The organism is Halomonas sp. OfavH-34-E, assembly GCF_024124525.1.
Classification (GTDB): Bacteria; Pseudomonadota; Gammaproteobacteria; order Pseudomonadales; family Halomonadaceae; genus Halomonas; species Halomonas litopenaei.
In genome coordinates this window covers 56045-75831 of the sequence record NZ_JAMXRY010000010.1, presented here as the reverse complement: position 1 = coordinate 75831, position 19787 = coordinate 56045, and the positions used below count along the sequence as shown (strand labels likewise).

14 protein-coding genes are annotated in these 19787 nt (G+C 56.4%); 3 read left to right on the top strand and 11 right to left on the bottom strand.

The window, feature by feature from the left end; all coding sequences use genetic code 11:
• Positions 1–91 precede the first annotated feature (91 nt).
• The 9 genes from NH448_RS06610 to NH448_RS23515 all read right to left on the bottom strand — a co-directional run bounded on the left by NH448_RS06610 (position 92) and on the right by NH448_RS23515 (position 13743).
• Positions 92–1253 (bottom strand): IS3 family transposase gene (locus NH448_RS06610; RefSeq protein ID WP_253028590.1). Its coding sequence is split into 2 segments (ribosomal slippage): positions 92–986 and positions 985–1253, totalling 1164 coding nucleotides; the frame shifts between segments, so codons are not numbered across the junction.
• Positions 1254–3476: 2223 nt separating this feature from the next.
• On the bottom strand, positions 3477–4766 hold the full coding sequence (locus NH448_RS06605) for an MATE family efflux transporter (protein WP_253028589.1): 1290 nt from the start codon (positions 4764–4766) through the stop codon (positions 3477–3479).
• Positions 4767–5099: 333 nt separating this feature from the next.
• Positions 5100–5210, bottom strand: coding sequence for a hypothetical protein (locus NH448_RS06600; RefSeq protein ID WP_253028616.1), 111 nt, complete (start codon positions 5208–5210; stop codon positions 5100–5102).
• Between the two features lie 822 nt (positions 5211–6032).
• Positions 6033–7949: a sulfate adenylyltransferase subunit CysN gene (gene cysN / locus NH448_RS06595; protein WP_253028588.1), complete on the bottom strand. Its 1917-nt coding sequence runs from the start codon at positions 7947–7949 to the stop codon at positions 6033–6035.
• A gap of 13 nt (positions 7950–7962) precedes the next feature.
• The gene (gene cysD, locus NH448_RS06590) at positions 7963–8877 is read right to left on the bottom strand and encodes a sulfate adenylyltransferase subunit CysD (RefSeq protein ID WP_253028587.1); all 915 of its coding nucleotides are present in this window, start codon (positions 8875–8877) and stop codon (positions 7963–7965) included.
• Positions 8878–9000: 123 nt separating this feature from the next.
• Positions 9001–9849, bottom strand: a complete 849-nt coding sequence (cysQ, locus tag NH448_RS06585; protein WP_366077706.1) for a 3'(2'),5'-bisphosphate nucleotidase CysQ — start codon at positions 9847–9849, stop codon at positions 9001–9003.
• A gap of 32 nt (positions 9850–9881) precedes the next feature.
• Positions 9882–11648 carry an SLC13 family permease gene (locus tag NH448_RS06580; protein WP_253028585.1) on the bottom strand — a complete coding sequence of 589 codons (1767 nt, stop codon included), beginning with the start codon at positions 11646–11648 and terminating at the stop codon, positions 9882–9884.
• A 166-nt stretch (positions 11649–11814) separates the two neighbouring features.
• On the bottom strand, positions 11815–13218 hold the full coding sequence (locus NH448_RS06575; RefSeq protein WP_253028584.1) for an MBL fold metallo-hydrolase: 1404 nt from the start codon (positions 13216–13218) through the stop codon (positions 11815–11817).
• Positions 13219–13314: 96 nt separating this feature from the next.
• Complete coding sequence (locus tag NH448_RS23515) at positions 13315–13743, bottom strand: prepilin-type N-terminal cleavage/methylation domain-containing protein (protein ID WP_290442694.1); 429 nt, start codon at positions 13741–13743, stop codon at positions 13315–13317.
• Positions 13744–14121: 378 nt separating this feature from the next.
• On the opposite strand from NH448_RS23515, the gene pilB reads away from it, so the two are divergent.
• Both pilB and NH448_RS06560 read left to right on the top strand, forming a co-directional pair.
• Positions 14122–15927 carry a type IV-A pilus assembly ATPase PilB gene (gene pilB, locus NH448_RS06565; protein WP_290442693.1) on the top strand — a complete coding sequence of 602 codons (1806 nt, stop codon included), beginning with the start codon at positions 14122–14124 and terminating at the stop codon, positions 15925–15927.
• Positions 15928–16150: 223 nt separating this feature from the next.
• Positions 16151–17416 (top strand): type II secretion system F family protein, encoded by a 1266-nt coding sequence (locus NH448_RS06560; RefSeq protein ID WP_253028582.1) that lies wholly within the window; start codon positions 16151–16153, stop codon positions 17414–17416.
• Positions 17417–17553: 137 nt separating this feature from the next.
• On the opposite strand, the gene NH448_RS06555 is transcribed toward NH448_RS06560, so the two are convergent.
• Both NH448_RS06555 and NH448_RS06550 read right to left on the bottom strand, forming a co-directional pair.
• Positions 17554–18072, bottom strand: a complete 519-nt coding sequence (locus NH448_RS06555; protein ID WP_253028581.1) for a L,D-transpeptidase — start codon at positions 18070–18072, stop codon at positions 17554–17556.
• A gap of 21 nt (positions 18073–18093) precedes the next feature.
• Complete coding sequence (locus NH448_RS06550; RefSeq protein ID WP_045994566.1) at positions 18094–18774, bottom strand: TetR/AcrR family transcriptional regulator; 681 nt, start codon at positions 18772–18774, stop codon at positions 18094–18096.
• A gap of 309 nt (positions 18775–19083) precedes the next feature.
• Here NH448_RS06550 and lexA point away from each other — a divergent pair, with 309 nt between their 5' ends.
• The gene (lexA, locus tag NH448_RS06545) at positions 19084–19749 is read left to right on the top strand and encodes a transcriptional repressor LexA (protein WP_108132779.1); all 666 of its coding nucleotides are present in this window, start codon (positions 19084–19086) and stop codon (positions 19747–19749) included.
• Positions 19750–19787 lie beyond the last annotated feature (38 nt).

The following is a 19787-nucleotide window of genomic DNA, read 5'->3' as shown; positions in this document are numbered from 1 at the left end:
TTTTACATAGTATTCAGAAGATCGCGGCTTTATCCAATTCTTACTGGCGTTAGACTAGTAATGATCTTACCCAGCACTGGTGCACACCGGTCTAAGCGATCATTCGAGCCTCGAAGGCCTCTGGGCTGATCATCCCGATCGTGCTGTGACGGCGTTGCCGGTTGTAGTCCAACTCAATGTACTCGAACACCTGCCGTCGCATGGTTTCTCGGGTCGTGAGTCGCTCGCCGTGAATGGCCTCGACCTTGAGACTGTGAAAGAAGCTCTCGGCGCAGGCATTGTCGTAACAGTTGCCCTTGGCACTCATGCTGCACCGGAGGTCGTGCCGGGTCAGCAACGACTGGTACAGGGACGAACAATACTGGCTACCACGGTCGCTATGCACGATGACGCTCTTGGGCATCTTGCGGCTCCACAGCGCCATCTGAAGCGCGTCGCCGACCAGGTCAGCGGTCATGCGCTCGCTCATCGCCCAGCCGATCACCTTGCGTGAATACAGGTCAATCAGCACCGCCAGGTAGAGCCAGCCCTCACCAGTCGCCAGGTAAGTGATGTCGCCGACCCATTTCTGGTTCGGCGCCGTAGCACTGAAGTCCTGCTCCAGCAGATTCGGTGCGACGGGCAGGCCATGCCGTGAGTTCGTCGTGGCCTTGAACTTACGCGCGGCTTTCGCCCGCAAGTTTTGCCGACAGAGGCTGGCAGCCACGGTATTGAGGCAGATGGCTACGCCAGCATCGTTCAGGTCATGGGTCAGCCTGGGGGCGCCTGAGCGCCCCTTGCCTTGCTCGAAGGCCTGAGCCACGCGCTGATCGGTGAGCGCTTGCCGGCGGCGGCGAGGAGAGGGTACACCTACCCGCAGTCGCCAGGCGTAGTAGCCGCTGCGGGCGACACCGAGAAACGCACACATCCGTTGAATGCTGAAAGCCTGACGATGCTGCTCGATGAAGGCGTACTTCACTTCAGGCTTTTCGCGAAGTACACCGCGGTTTTTTCGCGATTTCAAGCTCTTCCGACTTCTCAGCCAGCTGACGCTTGAGCCTCGCGTTCTCTTCCGCCAAGGCCTGCTCGCGAGCCGAGGCACTCTGCTGCTGCTGAGCCTTGGCTCGCCATTGGTAGAGCTCGCTGGGTTGAAGACCCAGCTCGCGGGCGGCGGCACTGGCACCAACACGGTCAGCGAGTGCCAAGGCCTCGTCCTTGTAGACCTGGGAGTAACGGGTGCGAGTCTTCTTCATCGACGTTGCTTGCCTTGCCATGGGGTCACCTCGTTCAGTGTACTGCCTTAACGGGGTGTCCACTGTTGGTGGGCAAGATCAATGGTTCGTACCATGGACCATTACACTCCGGGACTAAACACATAGGCCACTGTCTCATGATCCGCGAACTCTGACCCAGAGCACAGCGTGATGGTCTGGACAGCATCCCGGCGAGGCTTTTCACAGGCGGATCATGCCTTTTTGCTTCAGCTCTGCTGAGATATTGGGCAATCGTGCCGCCAGCAAATAGCTGCTACGTCGATCAACCCGGGTCACCGTGCCAGATTGTAGGCGCCCCTGAACCACGGCGTCACTCTCTCTGTGACCTGCATAGTCCGCGGTAGAGTACCCAATGAAGCGCCTGTAATTGGCCTCCGGGGGGCGATGCTTGATGCCCTCGCGGTAGGGAATCTTGCTGGGCCCTGCGCTCTTTGCCTGAGCACGGTGCTGGCTGCTTCGCTTGGTCTGGCGGAGATCCTGACAGAGATCGCCACCCCGAGCCCTACTATCCCAGATCAAGGCCTAGATCCTCGGGTGACCGACGTCTACACCAGACAAGTGCTCAATGAAACCGCTGACCTGCTGCGGGCTCCATTCATTCCTCCCGCGCCAGCCGGCGACGGCGGTGAGCAAACTGAGTAAGCGCTTCGTCCACTCCCAAGCAGCGCGTCGCTGATGATCACTGCGGGACTGCGCCTGCTCGGGATCGTAGCCACCAGTGGCAGCGTTGCTGCGCAGCTCACGGCGGATCGTACTGGTTGGTTGCCAAGCTCTCTGGCGATTTGACGGCGGCTCATGGCCAGGTCATGACGGGCACATATCTGGTATCGTTGGGTTTGGGTTAGCTGTCGGTATCCCATGCTCTGCTTCACTTTAATCGGTGAGCCGGGAAGAGTACCTGCGCTGCCCTCCCGCCTCTACATCGTGGTCCTAAGTGCTTCAGTTATTCTGTGAATTCAGAACTCACAGCGAGCCGAGGTCTCTTAAGAAAGAAGTGTCGCCTTGGAAAGCAGGCTGCGCAGAGATACTGAGGCTTTATCGTGCGTGTGGCACACGGTATCTGCCATCGGCCGCCCCCATTACGACCTATCTCTCGATTGATAGTCGCCGGAGACCGCTCGAGAAGAGCCGCCACGCTATCTGGTGCTCAAGCCATGCGCGAGGCAGACTTGGATCGTCGCCCGTTTTCGATACAAAGTTCAAAATATGACATGGGTGCAACACCTGAGCAGTTCAGCCAGGTGTTGCACTCAGAATTTGCGGCAAAGTTAGGTTTTGACTGTATGTCTGCATGCAGACAACGGTCTATGCAGGCTGGGCATATCATGGCCTTGAAAATGCTGGAGCGCCTATCAAAGTGCCTACAATTAAGGAGTAGTTTTTTTATAACAATAATACAGCGCTCGATAACGTTCCTTTCACGTTAGAACGGCTTTTCGAATACCTTGGGAAACCAACGGCCGGGTTTTTAGATATCTCTTGCGTTTAGTGATGATCGGCTTCATCCGGTGACGATCGCAGTCTCGGCGGAAGAAACCACTTCCGTAGTTTTTATCCGCCATGATGTGGCCTTACACAGTCGGACTACTCCAAAAGGAAGAACATTGACAGTTATCTGAACCTTGCCACGCAGACACGGTTAAAGTTAGTGGCCAGCCATTCCGATCGCAAAACATGTAAAACTTGGTGATCAGGTCACCTCGGTGGCCCCGACCCCATGGTCAATGGGTCCACTCGTTCCCCCTTTACTGCCGCCACGATCAGCCCGCGTAGTTCGAATCGACGTGGCAGCGACAACCCAAGAATCAAGATCCTTCACACCATCTTCCCGAAGCTTGATATGTAGACTGTCAGGATAGCCTCGAAGGTAGCATCGTTTCGCCACTGCCAAAACCATTCAGTAGACGGTTTCCAAAGCTTAAACCGTTACGGGAGGGAGACCTATTGATTAGGAGAGAGGTAGTGTACTTAACCATATCACAGTTATGATGGTAGAGTTCGAAGCATTTTACCATGCCCCCTCTATAATAACAGAAATGATTAAGTTAAAATACTCGGCTTTTCAGATATACCTAGGCTATGTGCAAGAAAGGCCTAAATCGTAGCCCGTTCTTCGATGCAGAGTTCACGATATAGTATGAATACAGCAACTTATCCTTCGTTCAGTTATTTTACTCATCTTGTTCGGTCGAATCCTTCCCTCTACCATGTGTTTATCTCTAACTAATGACTACGTCTATACATTGGAAGAACCCAAAAGCCCAGCTTCATTTTAACAAAGAAAAGTGCGGCAACATTCTGCATAACGAGTGTTAAAAACAAAGCATAAGCGGCCCCGCTTACGCCCATAATATTGATAAATAAATATAGAAATACTATACCTAATGCACTTGATATTAACGATAAATTCCTCATCAGTCTCTCGTGCCCGGTCATGTTTAACAAAAAACCGACTGATCCAGTCGAAACATTTATCAATTGGCCCAATGCAATAACACGAAGTAAATTTTCGGCATCAGTGAATTCACCACCCAAAATGGTCAATACGGACGCTGGTACTACAAAGCAAATCAGTAGCATAGGCAAAGCCAAAAGGAAGCCCAAGCAAGCTCCTTTCTTTGCTAAATCAGATAGCTCTTCAAGCTTTTTTTCTCTATATAGACTAGCAAAGCGTGGAGGGAGGATAGCATTCAAAACTACCAGGATGAAATTTATTAAAAATGCAGTTCTTTCTGCCGCTTTGAACAGTCCAAGTTCGTGGCTACTTAAGAGCATACCAGCCACTGCCACGGCGACCACATTTTGTATAAATCCGGAAAGACTCATAACAAAATAGTCGCCAGCGCTAATAAAAAACCTTTTTCTATCAAACCTCTCTGGCTCTTGGACCAACTTTTTATTTATAAAAAAACGGGCAGTCTCAAAAAGACCATACATAAGGACCAACCAAGATGACAAAGCCACCACCACACCTATGTCATCAATTGAAATAATTTTAGTAAAAATACTATCCAAAGCTATTATTATACCAACCAAAAATGCCGATATGCCATTTCCTAATAGGCAAGCTGTTGCCGGCTTACGAACAGCCTTCATAAAGCCTGCTATTACAAGGCATGTGGTGAACGCAGGTATCGCGATCGAGATCCCTTTAAGAATCTCACTTAGATACTTGCTGTCAAAAAAATTGCCAATATTGTCTTTAAAGACGTAAACCACTATTGCCACTGTGCAGCTTAGGAAAAAAGTAGAAATAACAGCTTCGCACAAATACCTCTTGGTATTTGTGCACAAATAATTTTCTCCAACATAGCGAACTAATGCGTTGTCCGTTCCATACTTTGCTAATATTCCTGAACCTAGGCAAACGCTTTGAGCCAGAGCGTAAACCCCCACCCCATCAGCGCCATATAACTGACCTAGAACAATCAACAAGAAAAGAGCACCAAATGCAGCCACCCCCCTAGCAAAAAAGGTAATAATCAATGTGGAAAAAAAACTTTTCTTATACATTTTCTTCATTAAATCTGAGCTTAAAAAATACACTTTTCACCACACGCTTCAACTATTCTTTTATTCAACATCATCATGAAATTTGACAAATTAAAATCTACTTTTATCATCAACAAACCCACACCAAAAAGTCGAGCACAAACTTTTCTGGATTTCAAACAACATTGCACTATTAAATTTTCATTTAGTCGGGTCGCCTTAAACCAGCCGCGCAACGTTATTGGATTGTAGGAGATGCCCGCTCTGTATTCTGTATACTTCAAGAGGCTTCTGGACGTTCATCGTCTCTCTAGGCCTGGTATTGAGTGAGTCTGCGATCTCATCGAGCTCCTCTTAGGTGTAGGTCGATAGGTCCGTTCCCTTGGGCAGATACTGTCGAAGCAGACCATTGGTATTTTCGTTCGACCCACGTTGCCACGGGCTGTGTGGACCGGCGAAGTAAATGGCTGTCCCGGTGCGTGGGGTTATTTCTGCATGCTTGACCGTCTCGCGCCCTTGGCCAGTAGACTATCGACAGCCGAAGTGAGCGTAGACAAACGGTTCAACTTTTCAGTAAGGCCAATCATCGCATCCGTCGCGGTCGTGCTGTTCACCCTAACTAGGATAAAGAAACATGTCGTGCGCACGACCAACTTGCCTACGAGGCGCCCCATAATGAGATGGCCTCCCCAAGTCCTAGGCATCAGCTGAGGTTCAAACTCAAGTGGCCGGAGACGAATACTGGCCAAGTCAGGAATTTGGCGGCGACGATTCTCACCAGGGTGGCGTCGACGCCGCTTTTCTTTTCCCTGCCAACAGCAAACAATGAACTCCTTTAGAAGCTAGCCTCGTGGTACCACATAGAGCGCACTCTAGATGCCCTCGTGCGAGACTGTTCATGGGCCGTCAATTGGGTTCATGCACTTCGGTGTTATGGCTACTTGCCAACAACAGTACTTGCGTACCAAGGCGCAAATTCGCTTGTCGTAGGGCGTATCAGCGAAACGCAGAAAACCGCCGAACTGGCGTTACATGCCACTTGAACGAGGGCCGCACAACGTGCAAGTTCCCGAAAAACCTTCCTAACCTCTCCAAAGGTACGTAGCAATGGAGCGTATCGAGTGAACTGCACACACCAGTATGACGGTGCGTAAGTTCTACAGCGGTAAGGTGTCGGTAGTAACGAGTCATAGCGATAGCCTACCTAATCATTCACGTGTTGCACTTGCCGTTTGAGACCGCTTTTATTTCTGCCAGCTCACAGCTCATCGCTCTGTTGTCCACTTATCACAGGCAGGCTTTTACCAATTGAGTCACAAGTTCCTGCTGGCTGTGGCTTGTGGTATCGAGCACAACTTCCGCTTTGGCCGGCGCTTCATAGGGACTGTTGATACCGGTGAAATCCTGAATCTTGCCTTCGCGTGCCTTCTGGTACAGGCCTTTCGGGTCACGCTGTTCGCAGACATCCAATGGCGTGTTGACGTGCGCCTCGACAAAACAGCCGTCATTGAACAAGGCGCGTGCCCCATCACGATCTACCCGGAAAGGCGAAATGAAGGCAGTGATGACAATGATCCCAGCTTCCGCAAATAGACGAGCCACTTCACCGACGCGACGAATATTCTCGGCCCGATCTTCCTCACCCATGCCAAGGTCTTTACACAGACCATGGCGGACATTGTCACCGTCCAGGAGCATGGTGTGGTAGCCTCGACGATTGAGTTCCACTTCCAGAGCATTGGCCAGTGTCGACTTGCCCGACCCGGAATAACCTGTGAACCAGATACACTTGCCCACATGGCCATTGAGCTGCTCACGCATCGCCTGTGTTACGCTTGTACGATTCCAGACCACATTAGCCTTGCTGTCGTTATCACGGAATTCGTAAGGTAGTTCACTATCGAGCGGCTGGTGGATCATCCCGGCGCCAACGGTGATATTACTCAAACGATCGATAACGATGAAGCTGCCAGTGCCAGGGCTGGTTCGGTAGTCGTCCACCGGTACCGGTGCTGTCAACTCCAGCCGGCAGCGTGCAATGGCATTCAGATCCAGGTGGTCGGCGTGGCGCTGCTCGAGCGTGTTGACGTCGACCTGATAATCAATAGCCGTTACCTTGCCTGCCGCATCTCGTGTCGCCAGCTTTATGTCATAGAGTTTACCCGGCTCCAGTGCTGTCTCATGCATCCAGACGATATCGGCCTCGAAGCCACTAGCCAGCGGTACCTTGTCATTCTCCGCCACCAGCCAATCACCGCGCGATATATCGATTTCATCTGTCAACGTTACGGTAATCGCTTGTCCAGGATAGGCCGCTTCAAGGTCACCGTCCCAAGTGACCAGTCGCTCGACCGTAGAGACCTTACCAGAGGGCAGCGCCCTCACCTTCTGCCCCGGACTCATTACGCCCGCTGCCAAGGTACCGCAGTATCCCCTGAAGTCGAGATTGGGACGGTTGACATACTGAACAGGCAGTCGAAGGTCACGCAGATTCTGATCGTGTGTGACCTCGACCGTCTCCAGCAGCTCAAGCAAGGCGGGGCCTTCATACCACTCCATGTGCTCACTACGATTGACGACATTATCGCCTTTCAGAGCGGAAAGGGGTACGAAGCGAATGTCAGGCGCATTTAGCTTATCGGCAATCTTCTGGTACTCGACAACAATCTCGTCATAGCGTGACTGCGAATAGTCGACAAGGTCCATCTTGTTGATCGCCACCACAAGGTGCTGGATGCCCAAAAGATCAGCAATAAAGCTGTGGCGACGTGTCTGAGTCTGAACCCCGTAACGTGCATCAATGAGGATTACTGCCAGGCTAGCGGTAGAGGCGCCGGTCGCCATGTTCCGGGTGTACTGCTCGTGCCCTGGAGTATCTGCAATGATGAACTTACGCCTATCAGTGGAGAAAAAACGATAGGCAACATCGATGGTGATGCCTTGCTCACGTTCCGACTGCAGACCATCTACCAGCAATGCCAGATCAACGTCCTCTCCGGTGGTGCCGCTGGTCTTGGATGCCTGGGTAATTGCAGCCAGTTGATCTTCATAGATCATCTTGGAGTCATGCAGCAGTCGTCCGATCAGAGTCGACTTGCCATCATCGACACTGCCGCAAGTAATGAAACGCAGCAGGTCTTTATTCTCGTGCTCTTTCAGGTACTGCTCGATGTCGTCGCCTATAAGTTCTGATTGATGTGCCATGAGTCCGCTCCCTTTAGAAATAGCCTTCGCGTTTTTTCTTTTCCATCGATCCAGCCTGGTCGTGGTCGATGGCGCGTCCACTGCGCTCGGAGGTCCTCGTAAGCAGCATTTCCTGAATGATTTCTGGAAGCGTTGTGGCCTTGGACTCCACAGCACCAGTTAGCGGGTAGCAGCCAAGGGTGCGGAAGCGCACCCATTTCTCTTGGGGAACCTCGCCATCCTCAAGTGGCATCCGGTCATCGTCGACCATGATGTCCATGCCATCACGATTGACAACCGGACGAGGAGCAGAGAAGTACAGCGGTACAATGGGAATCGACTCGAGATAGATGTATTGCCAGATATCCAGTTCCGTCCAGTTGGACAGCGGGAAGACACGGATAGACTCCCCCTGGTTCACCTTGGCATTGTAGGTATTCCACAGCTCGGGACGCTGGTTCTTAGGATCCCAGCGGTGATACTTGTCGCGGAAAGAGAACACTCTTTCCTTGGCGCGGCTAGCTTCTTCGTCACGACGCGCCCCACCAAAGGCGGCATCGAAACGATACTTGTCCAGCGCCTGCTTCAACGACTGGGTCTTCATGATATCGGTGTACTTCGAACTACCATGATCGAAGGGGTTGATACCTGCGGCCCGGCCTTCTTCATTTATGTGCTCGATGAGTTCCATACCAGCGTCTTTAGCCATACGGTCTCGAAACTCGATCATCTCCCGAAACTTCCAGGTCGTGTTGACGTGCATCAAAGGAAAAGGAGGTGTTCCCGGATAGAAAGCCTTACGGGCCAGATGCAGCATCACCGAGGAATCCTTTCCGATGGAATACAGCATCACTGGGTTTCGGAATTCTGCTGCTACTTCACGAATGATGTGGATCGACTCTGCCTCGAGTTGCTTGAGGTGAGTCTGGCGTTCGGGGGTTATCTCCATTATGACCTTCCAATATATTCAAAAATATTGTCGCGGCAGTTCACACTGTCAGATTTTTTTACAAATATAGAACGGCGTGCGGCACGGACCTTGAAAATCAAAGTCTATTAGTTGAGGTAAGCCCTAACTAAGACTCTCTTTCAAAGCCCTTATCCAGCGCTCATCTTGCAGACCACAAACCACAAAAAAAGGATTCAGAAAACTCTCTTGCTGATTGCAACGAAGGGGGGCTAGGGTATACGCATTGAGTACGCTGCCCCCTGCAGCGGTTACAATAGCCTGAGCTGCAGCAGTGTCCCATTCACAAGTAGGCGCTAGACGTGGATAAAGGTCGGCGGCACCTTCTGCGACTAAGCAGAGTTTTAATGAACTGCCCATAGATACTCGCTCATGTTCCGGCAGTGCGCTACAAAAGGCCTCGAATTCGTCAGAACCATGAGACCGGCTACCGACTATTTTCCAGGCTTCATAATTTGCGTCCGGCAACTCGCGCACGGCAATGGGTGTGGGCTGCCCACCATCAAACTGCTTCCACGCGCCAAGGTTGTTCTGCCCAAACCAAGTAGTTCCTGCCCCAGCACCCAATGCTGGAGCATGAACGATGCCAAATACTGGTACACCGTCCTCGATCAATGCAACGTTGAGAGTAAACTCCCCATTCTTTTTGACAAATTCTTTGGTTCCGTCAAGCGGATCAATGAGCCAATAGCGACCCCAGGATTGCCGAGCCTCGAAAGAAATGTCTGCAGACTCCTCGGACAGAACCGGAACTTCTGGTGTAATACTCTGCAGAAGATCGACCAAGGCGTGATGCGATACCACATCTGCTTCCGTCAGAGGACTAGCATCATTCTTTAATTCAACCCCAAAATCACGTTGATAGATGGCCATTACTTCGTGCCCAGCAGAGCGGACACCCTCTAGTAAGCGGGCTCGAAAATCAACCGTTACAAAATCTGTCAAAACAAGCACCTGTAACAAATAGGTCCGCGGACACTTTCCAGTTAGAAGGGCCACACTAGCGGTATCAACCCAAGCGCAGTCACTCCAATAACAAAACTCAGCGGGGCCCCAAGACGAAGATAATCGGTAAAACGATACCCACCAGGCCCCAGCACCATCAGGTTTGTCTGGTAGCCTAACGGCGTCATGAAACTTGCCGAAGCAGCAAACATTATCGCTATCACGAAAGGCTTAAAATCGACCCCTAACTGCTCTGCCACCGAGATCGCGATGGGGAACATCAGTACAGCAGCGGCATTATTAGTAATCAATTCGGTGAAGGCCACTGTCAAAATATAGACCAGCACCAGAGCTAACCAAGGAGATAAGTCATCGGCCAGCAATAGCCACTGGGCAATCTGGCTGGCTGCTCCAGTCTCGCGCATGGCAGCGCCCAAGGCGAAGGACGCAGAGATGACGACCAGCACACTAAGATCGACTGAACGACGCGCCTTGCTCGCCGGTACGCATCGCGTCATCAGCATGCCCCCTCCCGCCAACAAAGCCGCCTCGAGGATCGACAGCAAGCCAGAAGCGCTAACCACTACCATGGCCGCAAGTATACCGAGTGCCAAAGGAGCTTTACGAAAATCAGGAGGGGTCGAGTCGTTGAGGCCGCTGACAAGCAAAAAATCCTTGCGGTAGCGATACTGATCGACAAAATCCTGCGCGGTCTCTAGCAGCAGTGTATCGCCGACCTGAAGACTGATATTCCCCAGCTTTCCCGGCAGACGCTTGCCATGGCGCGAAATTGAAAGAATGACCGCCTGATAGCGTGAACGAAAACGGGACTCTCGTACTGTCTGCCCAAGTCCCACAAAGTCAGGACCGATCACAGCTTCCACGAGACAACGGCGATGGTGCTCGATATCAAGTTTATGCACATCCCCCCCGGCGGGCCGCATGCCGTGGATCCGCCGCAGCTCTCTTGCACATTCGGGTGCCCCGATGAATATCAGAACATCGCCCGCGGACAATTGAGTATCAGGGGGCACAGCAGTGAGCAGACGCCCTTGACGCTCGATATCTGCCAGGTAGCCGTGACTCAAATGCCTCAAGCCAGCCTCTGCGATACTCCGCCCCACCAGCGGCCCCTTACCATCGACAATTACTTCGACTGCATACTCGCGAGCCATCTCCAACTGCTCCAAGGCGCCTTGCCTATCAGGAAGCAGCCGATCGGAAAAAATATATAAAAACGTGCCACCGACCAGCACAAGGGGTAGCCCGACCCATGCTAGAGAGAACATGCCAAGGCCGACTCCCATTTCTGACTGTAGAAGTCCATCGATGACCAAGTTCGTACTTGTACCGATCAAGGTACAGGTACCCCCGATGATCGCCGCATAGCTCAGTGGAAGCAGCAACTTGGAGGGCGGTAGTCGCAGGCGCCCAGCCCACTCCTGAATCGCCGGGATGAACATTGCAACAACCGTAGTGTTGTTCATGAAGGCACTCAACCCGGAGGCTGGCAGGAGCACGCGCAACTGAGCCTGCTTCAGACGCTTCGGCTGCCCTAACAATCGGTGGGCAAGCCACTGAATAGCTCCGGTCTCCTTCAACCCTGCCGCAACAACATAAAGAGTAGCAATGGTCATCACACCCGGGTTGGAGAATCCGGCCAAAGCATCAGCGGGAGCCAACACTCCGGAGACCACCAAGACCGACAAGGCTCCCATGAGTACCACATCAGGGGAAATCCGCGTTGCCGCCAGCAACACTAGGGTAAATAAAATTGTAAACAATGTAAGTAAGGCGGAGGGTTCCATACCTCTCCCTATGAGACCTTAGACAACAAAATATAGAAAAAACCGCTACACAAAGCGTATTAAGCTTCTATCAACCAACTAATACACACGCATTTGCGATTTTTTATTGATAGAAAAACGATATGCAAAATGTACTCTTCACCACTATTTACGAATTCATCTACAACTACATGAACGTTACATCTTCTATTCTTTCAACATTTCTCTGAAGATATCGCGCCAACTCCCTTTGGCTGGCTTCCTCTCCGTGTACAAGCCGAACTTTTTTTACTTTACCACCAAGATCAATCACAAACCGCAACAAATCGTATTGATCCGCATGTGCTGAAAAACCCGAAATACTGTTGACGTAGGCATTCACCGGCACCCTCGCCCCGTCAAGAACGACTTCGCTTCCACGTTTCGCTCGCTGAATCTGCCTTCCAGGCGTGCCCTCAGCTTGATATCCAACAAACAATACGGTGTGACGAGGGTCTGCTAGCAATCGCTTGAGGTAGTTGACCACCCTGCCCCCGGTGGCCATGCCGCTGGCGGCGATGACGATGCCCCAGGTGTTGGTGGTGGCGAGGTGTTCGACCATGGCGAGGTGGTCGTCGTGGCTGTCTACGGTGACGAGGCCATCGAAGCAGAGGGGGTGGCGGTCTTCATTAAGCCGCGCCTTGGCTTCGCTGTCCCACCAGGGCTTGAGGTCTCGGTATACTTCGGTGAAGCGGGCGGCCAGCGGGGAGTCGACAATGATCAGGGGGCGCTCGCATTTCTCTTCTTCTTGTCGCTCGTGCAGTCGCTCGTGTAGAAGGGTTTCGATTTCGCAGAGCAACTCTTGGGTTCGGCCGATGCTGAAGGCTGGAATGACCACGCTACCGCCCTCGCGCTGTGCACGATAAATCATTTCCTTGAGCTGTGCGCGCCGCGTCCTGCGACCTTCATGCCTTCTATCGCCGTAGGTGCTCTCGAGCACCAGCACGTCTGCCCGCTCCAGAGGTGTGGGATCCGGCAATAGCGGAGTGTCGGGCGGCCCAAGGTCCCCCGAGAAGACGTAGCGATTATCCAGACTCGCGCGCTCGTCCTCAACATCAATTTCGACGTATGCTGAACCGAGTATATGCCCCGCGTTCTGTAGACGCACCTTGACCTTGTAACGCTCATCGTTCAGCAAGCTTTTCCAAGTGCCATAGGGACTTGGATCAAGATGCATTTGAACGGTATCAAGAAACCGCTCGATTAGCCTGCGGTCACGAGTAAAGCCGATTTTAAGGGCATCCTCGATCACCAGCGGCAGCAGCCGCGCACTCGGCGGGGTACAGATGATGGGGCCCTTGAACCCTGCTGCCATCAGGTAGGGCAGGCGACCGATGTGATCGATATGAACGTGGGTCACCACCAGGGCGATGACGTCGTCGACCGGAAATTCGATCTGGTGTCGCTCGAAGCTGGACTGGCCCTTGAGGTCCTCTCCCTGAAATAGCCCGCAATCGATAAGGATGGCGTGGTCTGGAGAAATCTGTAGCCGGTGGCAGCTACCGGTGACGCCTTCGGCGCCACCGTGGTGGATTATGGACGGATATTCCAATGGAACCTGCTCCTTGTTGCCTGAATCAGGGTGACAAGCCCCGACGCCCGCTTCCTGGCGCCTGGGAGCACGCGATTGGAGCTTCCCCGCCCGATCTCAAGGACTATCGATATCAATGACCTTGGGCAGGACGAGGGTGGCGGCATTCTCTGCTACCGCGAATTGGCTCGGGGATGGCCAGCCCAGGAGCGAACCTTCTTCCGTCGTGGTTGGAGCGGTATAGGCAATACTGGAGTCCAGACATGCAGACCACGCATACGCATTGGCCATGTCGGGCGAGGCTTCATCAAAGGTGCCATCAACCGCCAACGCCGTCCTGGCCGCCGCCAGCTCTTCCTTGCAGGCATTCACCGCGGCACGCTTCTGAAAGTTGGTGTACTGCGGTATGGCGATGGCTGATAGCAGCCCGATGATGGCCACCACCACCAAAAGCTCTATCAGGGTAAAGCCGCCCTGCCCTGCCGGTATCACGGTTCCGCTCTGCGCTGAATGACTGGTACTGGTACTGCTTTTACTGTCTTCCATGTCTGATGCTCCCTGTTGGCTTTTTTGCCGTTTCACGGTGGTGCACTTCCTGACCGGTGGTGCGGCATGGCGAAAATGGCGCTGAGCCAGAACCGTCAACCCCCGCAACCCCGCCCTACCGGGTTCGGAGCATCTTACTTGGCGCTGCGAGCGCCTCTGAGGGCTATACGCCCAAACCTTGACGCCGATTCGGGTTCGGATAACAAAACCGCCTCTACGGCCTCTATGGGCGTTCTATCGCGGGGTAGACTGACGGCTAGATTCAGGATGTCGCCGACGGGAGTGATCGGGCCCATCATGGGACCCACTTCCAGGGAGGGTGCTGTGCCATTTGACCAGGGGTTCGGAAACGGCTCGCCGCAGGGGCCAAACAGTGGATTGGCCCAACGGCTGGTGTCACAGGGGTTACTGAGTCCTCCGGCGGCGCTGCGGGCCGAGCGGGAGGCCCAGGACAGCCACAGCACGCTGTTGCGCTACCTGGTGGAGCATGAACTGGTGAGCGTAGGGCCGGCGACCCGAGCAGCGGCAGAAGAATACGACCTGCCATTTGTCGATCTACAGGAGCTGGAGCCGAGCGAACTGCCGGCGCTCTCTCACTTCCCCGAAGCCCTGTTGCGCGAGCATTCAGTGCTGCCGCTTAGCCTCGATGATCATCAATTGCACGTGGCGGTACCCTACCCTTCTACTCTTGCCCGCCTGGGTGAGCTGCAGTTCGTCACCGGCAAGAGCTTGAAGCCGGCGCTGGCACCGCTGGATCAGATCCGCGTGCTGCTCGACGCCTACCTGGGTGTAGATCGCCCCGATGACGGCGCCATCGCCGTCGCTCTGGGCGCGCTTGGTGCCTCAGGCGTGAACACTGCGGGCGCCGACGAGCGGTCGGGAAAGATGCATCCGTCACGGCAGTCGGATCTGACTTCTGGCCAGGGCGTGGCTTTCGACACTGAACAGGATGCCGACCTGGACGAGGAGCTCCATGCCGGGCTGGGTTCCGGGCTCAGCTCCAGCCTGAACGACCAGGCCGATGACGCCCCAGTGGTAAAGTTCGTCAACACCATCCTGCGTGACGCGGTAAGAAAGCGTGCCTCTGACATCCACTTCGAACCCTTCGAGGAGTCCTTTCGGGTGCGCTTTCGCATCGATGGCCTGCTCCACGAGGTGGCCCAGCCGCCGCTTAATCTTCGCGGGCGCATCGCCTCGCGCCTCAAGGTGATGGCGCGGATGGACATCTCGGAACGCCGCCTGCCCCAGGATGGCACCATCAAGGTCCAGCTCGACGATGGCGAGGACATCGACTTCAGGGTCAACTCGCTGCCTACCGTCTACGGCGAGAAGATCGTGCTCAGACTGCTGGGCTCCAGGTCGGCACGCCTGGGTATCGAGCAGCTCGGCTTTTCACCGGACCAGCGACGGCTGTTCGAGACCGCCCTGGCAAGTCCCCAGGGAATGATTCTGGTCACCGGTCCCACCGGCAGCGGCAAGACGGTGACGCTGTACACCGGCATCCACCAGCTCAACGCCGTCGAGCGCAATATCTGCACCGCCGAGGATCCGGTGGAGATCAAGCTGTCCGGGATCAACCAGGTCAATGTGGCGCCGCGCATTGGCCTGGACTTCGCCAATGCACTACGTGCCTTTCTGCGCCAGGACCCGGACGTGGTGATGGTCGGCGAGGTGCGCGACCGGGAAACCGCCGAGATCGCGATCAAGGCCGCCCAGACCGGCCACCTGGTGCTGTCCACGCTGCACACCAATTCCGCCGCCGACACCCTGTCGCGACTGTCGAACATGGGCATCGAAGCCTTCAATATCGCCAGTGCGGTCAGCTTGATCGTTGCCCAACGCCTGGCCAGACGCCTGTGCAGTCATTGTCGGTCCCCGGTCACCCTGCCTGCAGAGGTGCTGGTGCAACAGGGGCTGACCCAGGCTGAGGCCGATATCGCCGAGCTGTACGAGGCCGTGGGCTGTCGTCACTGCACCCAGGGCTACAAGGGGCGGGTCGGGCTATTTGAGGTGGTGCCGGTGGACCAACGCATGCGCCGGCTGATCCTGGAAGGGGGCAGCGCCGATGACTTCGACGCCCTGGCCCGCGCCCAGGGCTACCCGAATCTTCGTCGCAGCGGCCTTAACCGCGTGCTCGAAGGTGTGACCAGTCTGGCCGAGGTCTGCCGCATCACCGCCGCATGAGACCGCCGCCCTCCCCTCCACCATTTGAGTCCACTGACACGTGCCCTTTCGTCATCGCTCGCCTTCTACGGCTCCGCCTGCCTCTTCTTCCGTGTCGTCGTCCTCGCCGGCCACGCCCCCCGGGCAGGTAGGTGGCTACACCCCTGATGCAACGACGGGGGAGCCAACCTCTTCTGCCTCCGGCGGATCGGGTTCCCACGCTGGCCACAGCCACCTTTCAGCCGTGTCAAACGGGTCAAGCGGGTCACGCGACCACCTGCGCAGCGCACGCCGTTCCGCCCCCCAGCATCCGCGCCAGAGGTGCTGGCACTGGAAAGGCGAGGATCGCCAGGGCCAGCGGCGCAGCGGGGTGCTGCTGGCAACCGGCCGTCCCGAGGCCCAACGCCAGTTGCATCAGCTTGGTGTGATCCCGCGCAAGCTGCGCCAGGGCGGCACGCTTGCGCGCTTCGAGCGCCAGATCTCGCCACGGGACCTCACCCTGTTCTCGCGCCAGCTGGCGACCCTGCTGACCGCCGGCGTGCCGTTGTTGCAGGCCTTTCACGTGCTGGGCGAAAGTCTTTCAAAGTCAGCCATGCGGCTAGTCGTTCAGGCACTGGGCATGGACGTCAGCGCCGGGGCCAGCCTGGCCCAGGCACTATCCCGCCACCCGCATACCTTCGATGCGCTGTACGTCAACCTGGTCGCCGCAGGTGAGCAGTCGGGTACGCTGGACCGCATGCTCGAGCGCCTAGCCGGTCATCTGGAAAAGCGCGAGCGATTGAAGGCGCGGGTTCGCAAGGCGCTGTGGTATCCCTCCACCGTGGTAGCGGTGGGCATCGCGGTCAGCGCCATCCTGCTGATCAAGGTGGTGCCCCAGTTCGAACAGATGTTCGAGGGCGTCGGGGCAAGCCTGCCCCCGCTGACTCGGCTGACCATCGAGCTTTCGGAGTTCGCCCAGCAATGGTGGCTGGTGCTGCTGGGAAGTGCAGGCGTGATGGCCGGTGCGGCGAGATGGTGGATCAAGCGCTCGGCCAGGGCGCGCTTCGCCGCTCACGGCCTGGCGCTCAGGCTACCGGTGGTAGGGACGATCCTGGAACAGGCCTCGGTGGCACGCTTCTGTCGCACCCTGGCCACCGCCTTCGCCGCAGGCGTGCCCTTGGTGGAGGCGCTGAAAACCGCTGCCGGCGCCTGCGGCAATGACGTCTACTGCCAGGCGGTGGCGGCAGTGCAGAGCGAGGTCGCCAGTGGCCAGCGACTCCACCTGGCGATGCGGGCGACGAGGCGCTTCCCGCCACTGGCGCTGCAAATGGTGGCCATCGGCGAGGAAGCCGGCGCGCTGGACAGCATGCTGACGCGGGTGGCGGATCACTTCGAGCGCGAGGTGGACGAACGCGTCGACACCCTGACAAGCCTCCTGGAGCCGCTGATCATCGTGGTGCTGGGCGTGGTGGTGGGTGGCCTGGTGCTGGCGATGTATCTGCCGATCTTCCAGTTGGGCAATGTCATCTGACCAAGCCCCGGACTGATGGATCCAGGCATGACGAATGCTGACCCGAGTAGCCCTGACTTGACGAAGCCTCAGCCGACGAGGACTTCGCTCAGTGACGCCTTTATTGACGTCTGCATTGGCTTGATCAGTGGACGTGATCAGTCATGCAGCCACACCGGCGTGCCGGGCGTCGCTTCGTCGAACAGCCGCAACAGGTCGTCGTCACGCAGGCGAATACAGCCATGGGAGTCGGCCACCCCCATGGGCTTGTCCGGCGGGGTGCCGTGAAAATAGATATAGCGGCGCTGGGAATCGACGTCGCCGCCACGATTGAAGCCCGGCTCCAGACCACTGAGCCAGAGGATTCTGGTCAGGATCCAGTCGCGCTCTGGCTGGGCCTGGCCTAGCGCCTCGCTGTAGACCTCACCGGTGGGACGACGGCCACGAAAGACGCAGCCCGCAGGCTGCCCCTCACCGATGGCCGCACGGATCTGGTGCCAGCCCAGCGGGGTCTGACCGCTGCCCTCTTGCTGGCCAGTACCGGCAGCACCGGTGGACACCAGGCATTGCCAGGCAGGGTCTTCACCCCGCCATAGCGTCAGCTGCTGACGCGCGGTGTCGACCTCCACCCACACACCTTCGGTGGGGGGAAGCGCTGCCAATTGCGGGGTATGCATGACCCTGACTCCCTTCTCAGCTTATGCAGTTGGCTCGCGCGTCGCCGGTGGCATCGTCGGCGCCGGCTCCGGCAGTGGCGCCTTCAGCGCTGACACCACCACCGGCATCATGCGGCGCACCAGGTCGCGTACCGAGACATGCTCGTCGTAGTCCTTCTCGGCGATGTCGCGCAGGGCATCGAGCCCAGACAGGGTAAAGATCACGGTGCCCAGCGCAAAGTGCAGACGCCAGAAGCGCTCGGAGTCCGGCAGCTCCGGCGTGGCCTTGCGCACCAGCGCCACGAAACGGGTGAACACGGTGCCGTACTGGTCCTGGATATAGCGACGCAGATGCCCCTGGGCCTGACTGTAGGCCAGCCCCAGCAGGCGCATGAACACCTTGAGGCTGTGCCGTTCGGCCGGTACCTCGAGCACGGTGCGGGCCATGGTCTCGAGCAGCACCTCCAGCGGAATCACGCGATCGCCGTAGCCGCGCTCGAGCTCATCGATGGCGGCATGAAAGCGATCGGAGAAGGGATCCAGGTAGCGGGAGAACACCGCCTGGATCAGCGCCTTCTTGGAGCCGAAGTGGTAGTTGACGGCGGCCAGGTTGACCTTGGCCTTGCCGGTAATGTTGCGCAGCGACGTTTCCGCGAAGCCGCGTTCGGCGAAAAGCACCTCGGCGGTGTCCAGGATGCGCGTCACGGTATCGGTCTGGGCCATTCGCGGGCTCCGTCCAGTCTTGTCAAGGGCAGTTGGAAACAATTGTTTGAATACTGGCTTGAGTGTAAGGGAGCCGCCCTTCTCGCACAATCAACCCTGGCTCCACCCTGTTTCAAACGAATGCATCAGGCGGCGGCCCACTACACCAGTGCCCTGGCACACTATTCCTGGCCTTTCACGGTTTTACTGGATGTACATCCATACTGTACACTTCACCAAGGGCGAGCATTGACGCCCTCAGCATTGGCAAGTGCCGGCAGCAAGCCGCCGCCAAGCCACCCTGTTCCATCGCCGCCCGTGGGAGGCCGCATGACACGTCCCCTGACCCCTCGCCAGCAAAACGTCTATGACTTTATCGTCAAGACCATGAACGAGCTGGGGTACCCGCCCACCCGCGCGGAGATTTCACGCGCCCTGGGCTTTCGCTCCCCCAATGCTGCCGAAGAACACCTGCGGGCGCTCGAGCGCAAGGGCGCGATTCGCGTGATTCGCGGCACCTCTCGCGGCATCCGCCTGCCGGCCCAGGAGGCAGACTCCGGCGCCGCCAACGAGTCGCCCCAGGAAGCCAGCCCCTCACAGGGACTGCCGATCATCGGCGAGGTCGCCGCCGGCAGCCCGATCCTCGCCGCCGAGCACATCGACCGCTACTGCCCGCTGCCGCCGGACTACTTCACCCCCCGCGCAGACTATCTGCTGCGCGTGCGCGGGCTGTCGATGAAGGACGTCGGCATCCTGGAGGGTGACCTGCTGGCGGTGCATCGCACCGAGCGCATCCGCAACGGCCAGATTGTGGTAGCACGCCTGGAGGATGAGGTGACGGTCAAGCGCTTCCAGCGTGACGGCCATCAGGTCACCCTGGAGGCCGAGAACCCCGACTTCGCACCCATCACCCTGGACCTGCGCCGCGACAGCCTGGATATCGAGGGCGTCGGTGTTGGCGTCATTCGCGGCGGCAACGGCCAGGCCCTGGGCTAGTCGCCGTTTTCACCGACGTCGTGCCAGCGCCTGCCCGC

Bases quoted from the DNA above. Each gene is read 5' to 3' on its own strand.
- NH448_RS06605 (WP_253028589.1), bottom strand. From the start codon at position 4,766: ATGTATAAGAAAAGTTTTTTTTCCACATTGATTATTACCTTTTTTGCT.
- cysN (WP_253028588.1), bottom strand. From the start codon at position 7,949: ATGGCACATCAATCAGAACTTATAGGCGACGACATCGAGCAGTACCTG.
- cysD (WP_253028587.1), bottom strand. From the start codon at position 8,877: ATGGAGATAACCCCCGAACGCCAGACTCACCTCAAGCAACTCGAGGCA.
- NH448_RS06580 (WP_253028585.1), bottom strand. From the start codon at position 11,648: ATGGAACCCTCCGCCTTACTTACATTGTTTACAATTTTATTTACCCTA.
- NH448_RS23515 (WP_290442694.1), bottom strand. From the start codon at position 13,743: ATGGAAGACAGTAAAAGCAGTACCAGTACCAGTCATTCAGCGCAGAGC.
- NH448_RS06555 (WP_253028581.1), bottom strand. From the start codon at position 18,072: ATGCATACCCCGCAATTGGCAGCGCTTCCCCCCACCGAAGGTGTGTGG.
- NH448_RS06550 (WP_045994566.1), bottom strand. From the start codon at position 18,774: ATGGCCCAGACCGATACCGTGACGCGCATCCTGGACACCGCCGAGGTG.
- lexA (WP_108132779.1), top strand. From the start codon at position 19,084: ATGACACGTCCCCTGACCCCTCGCCAGCAAAACGTCTATGACTTTATC.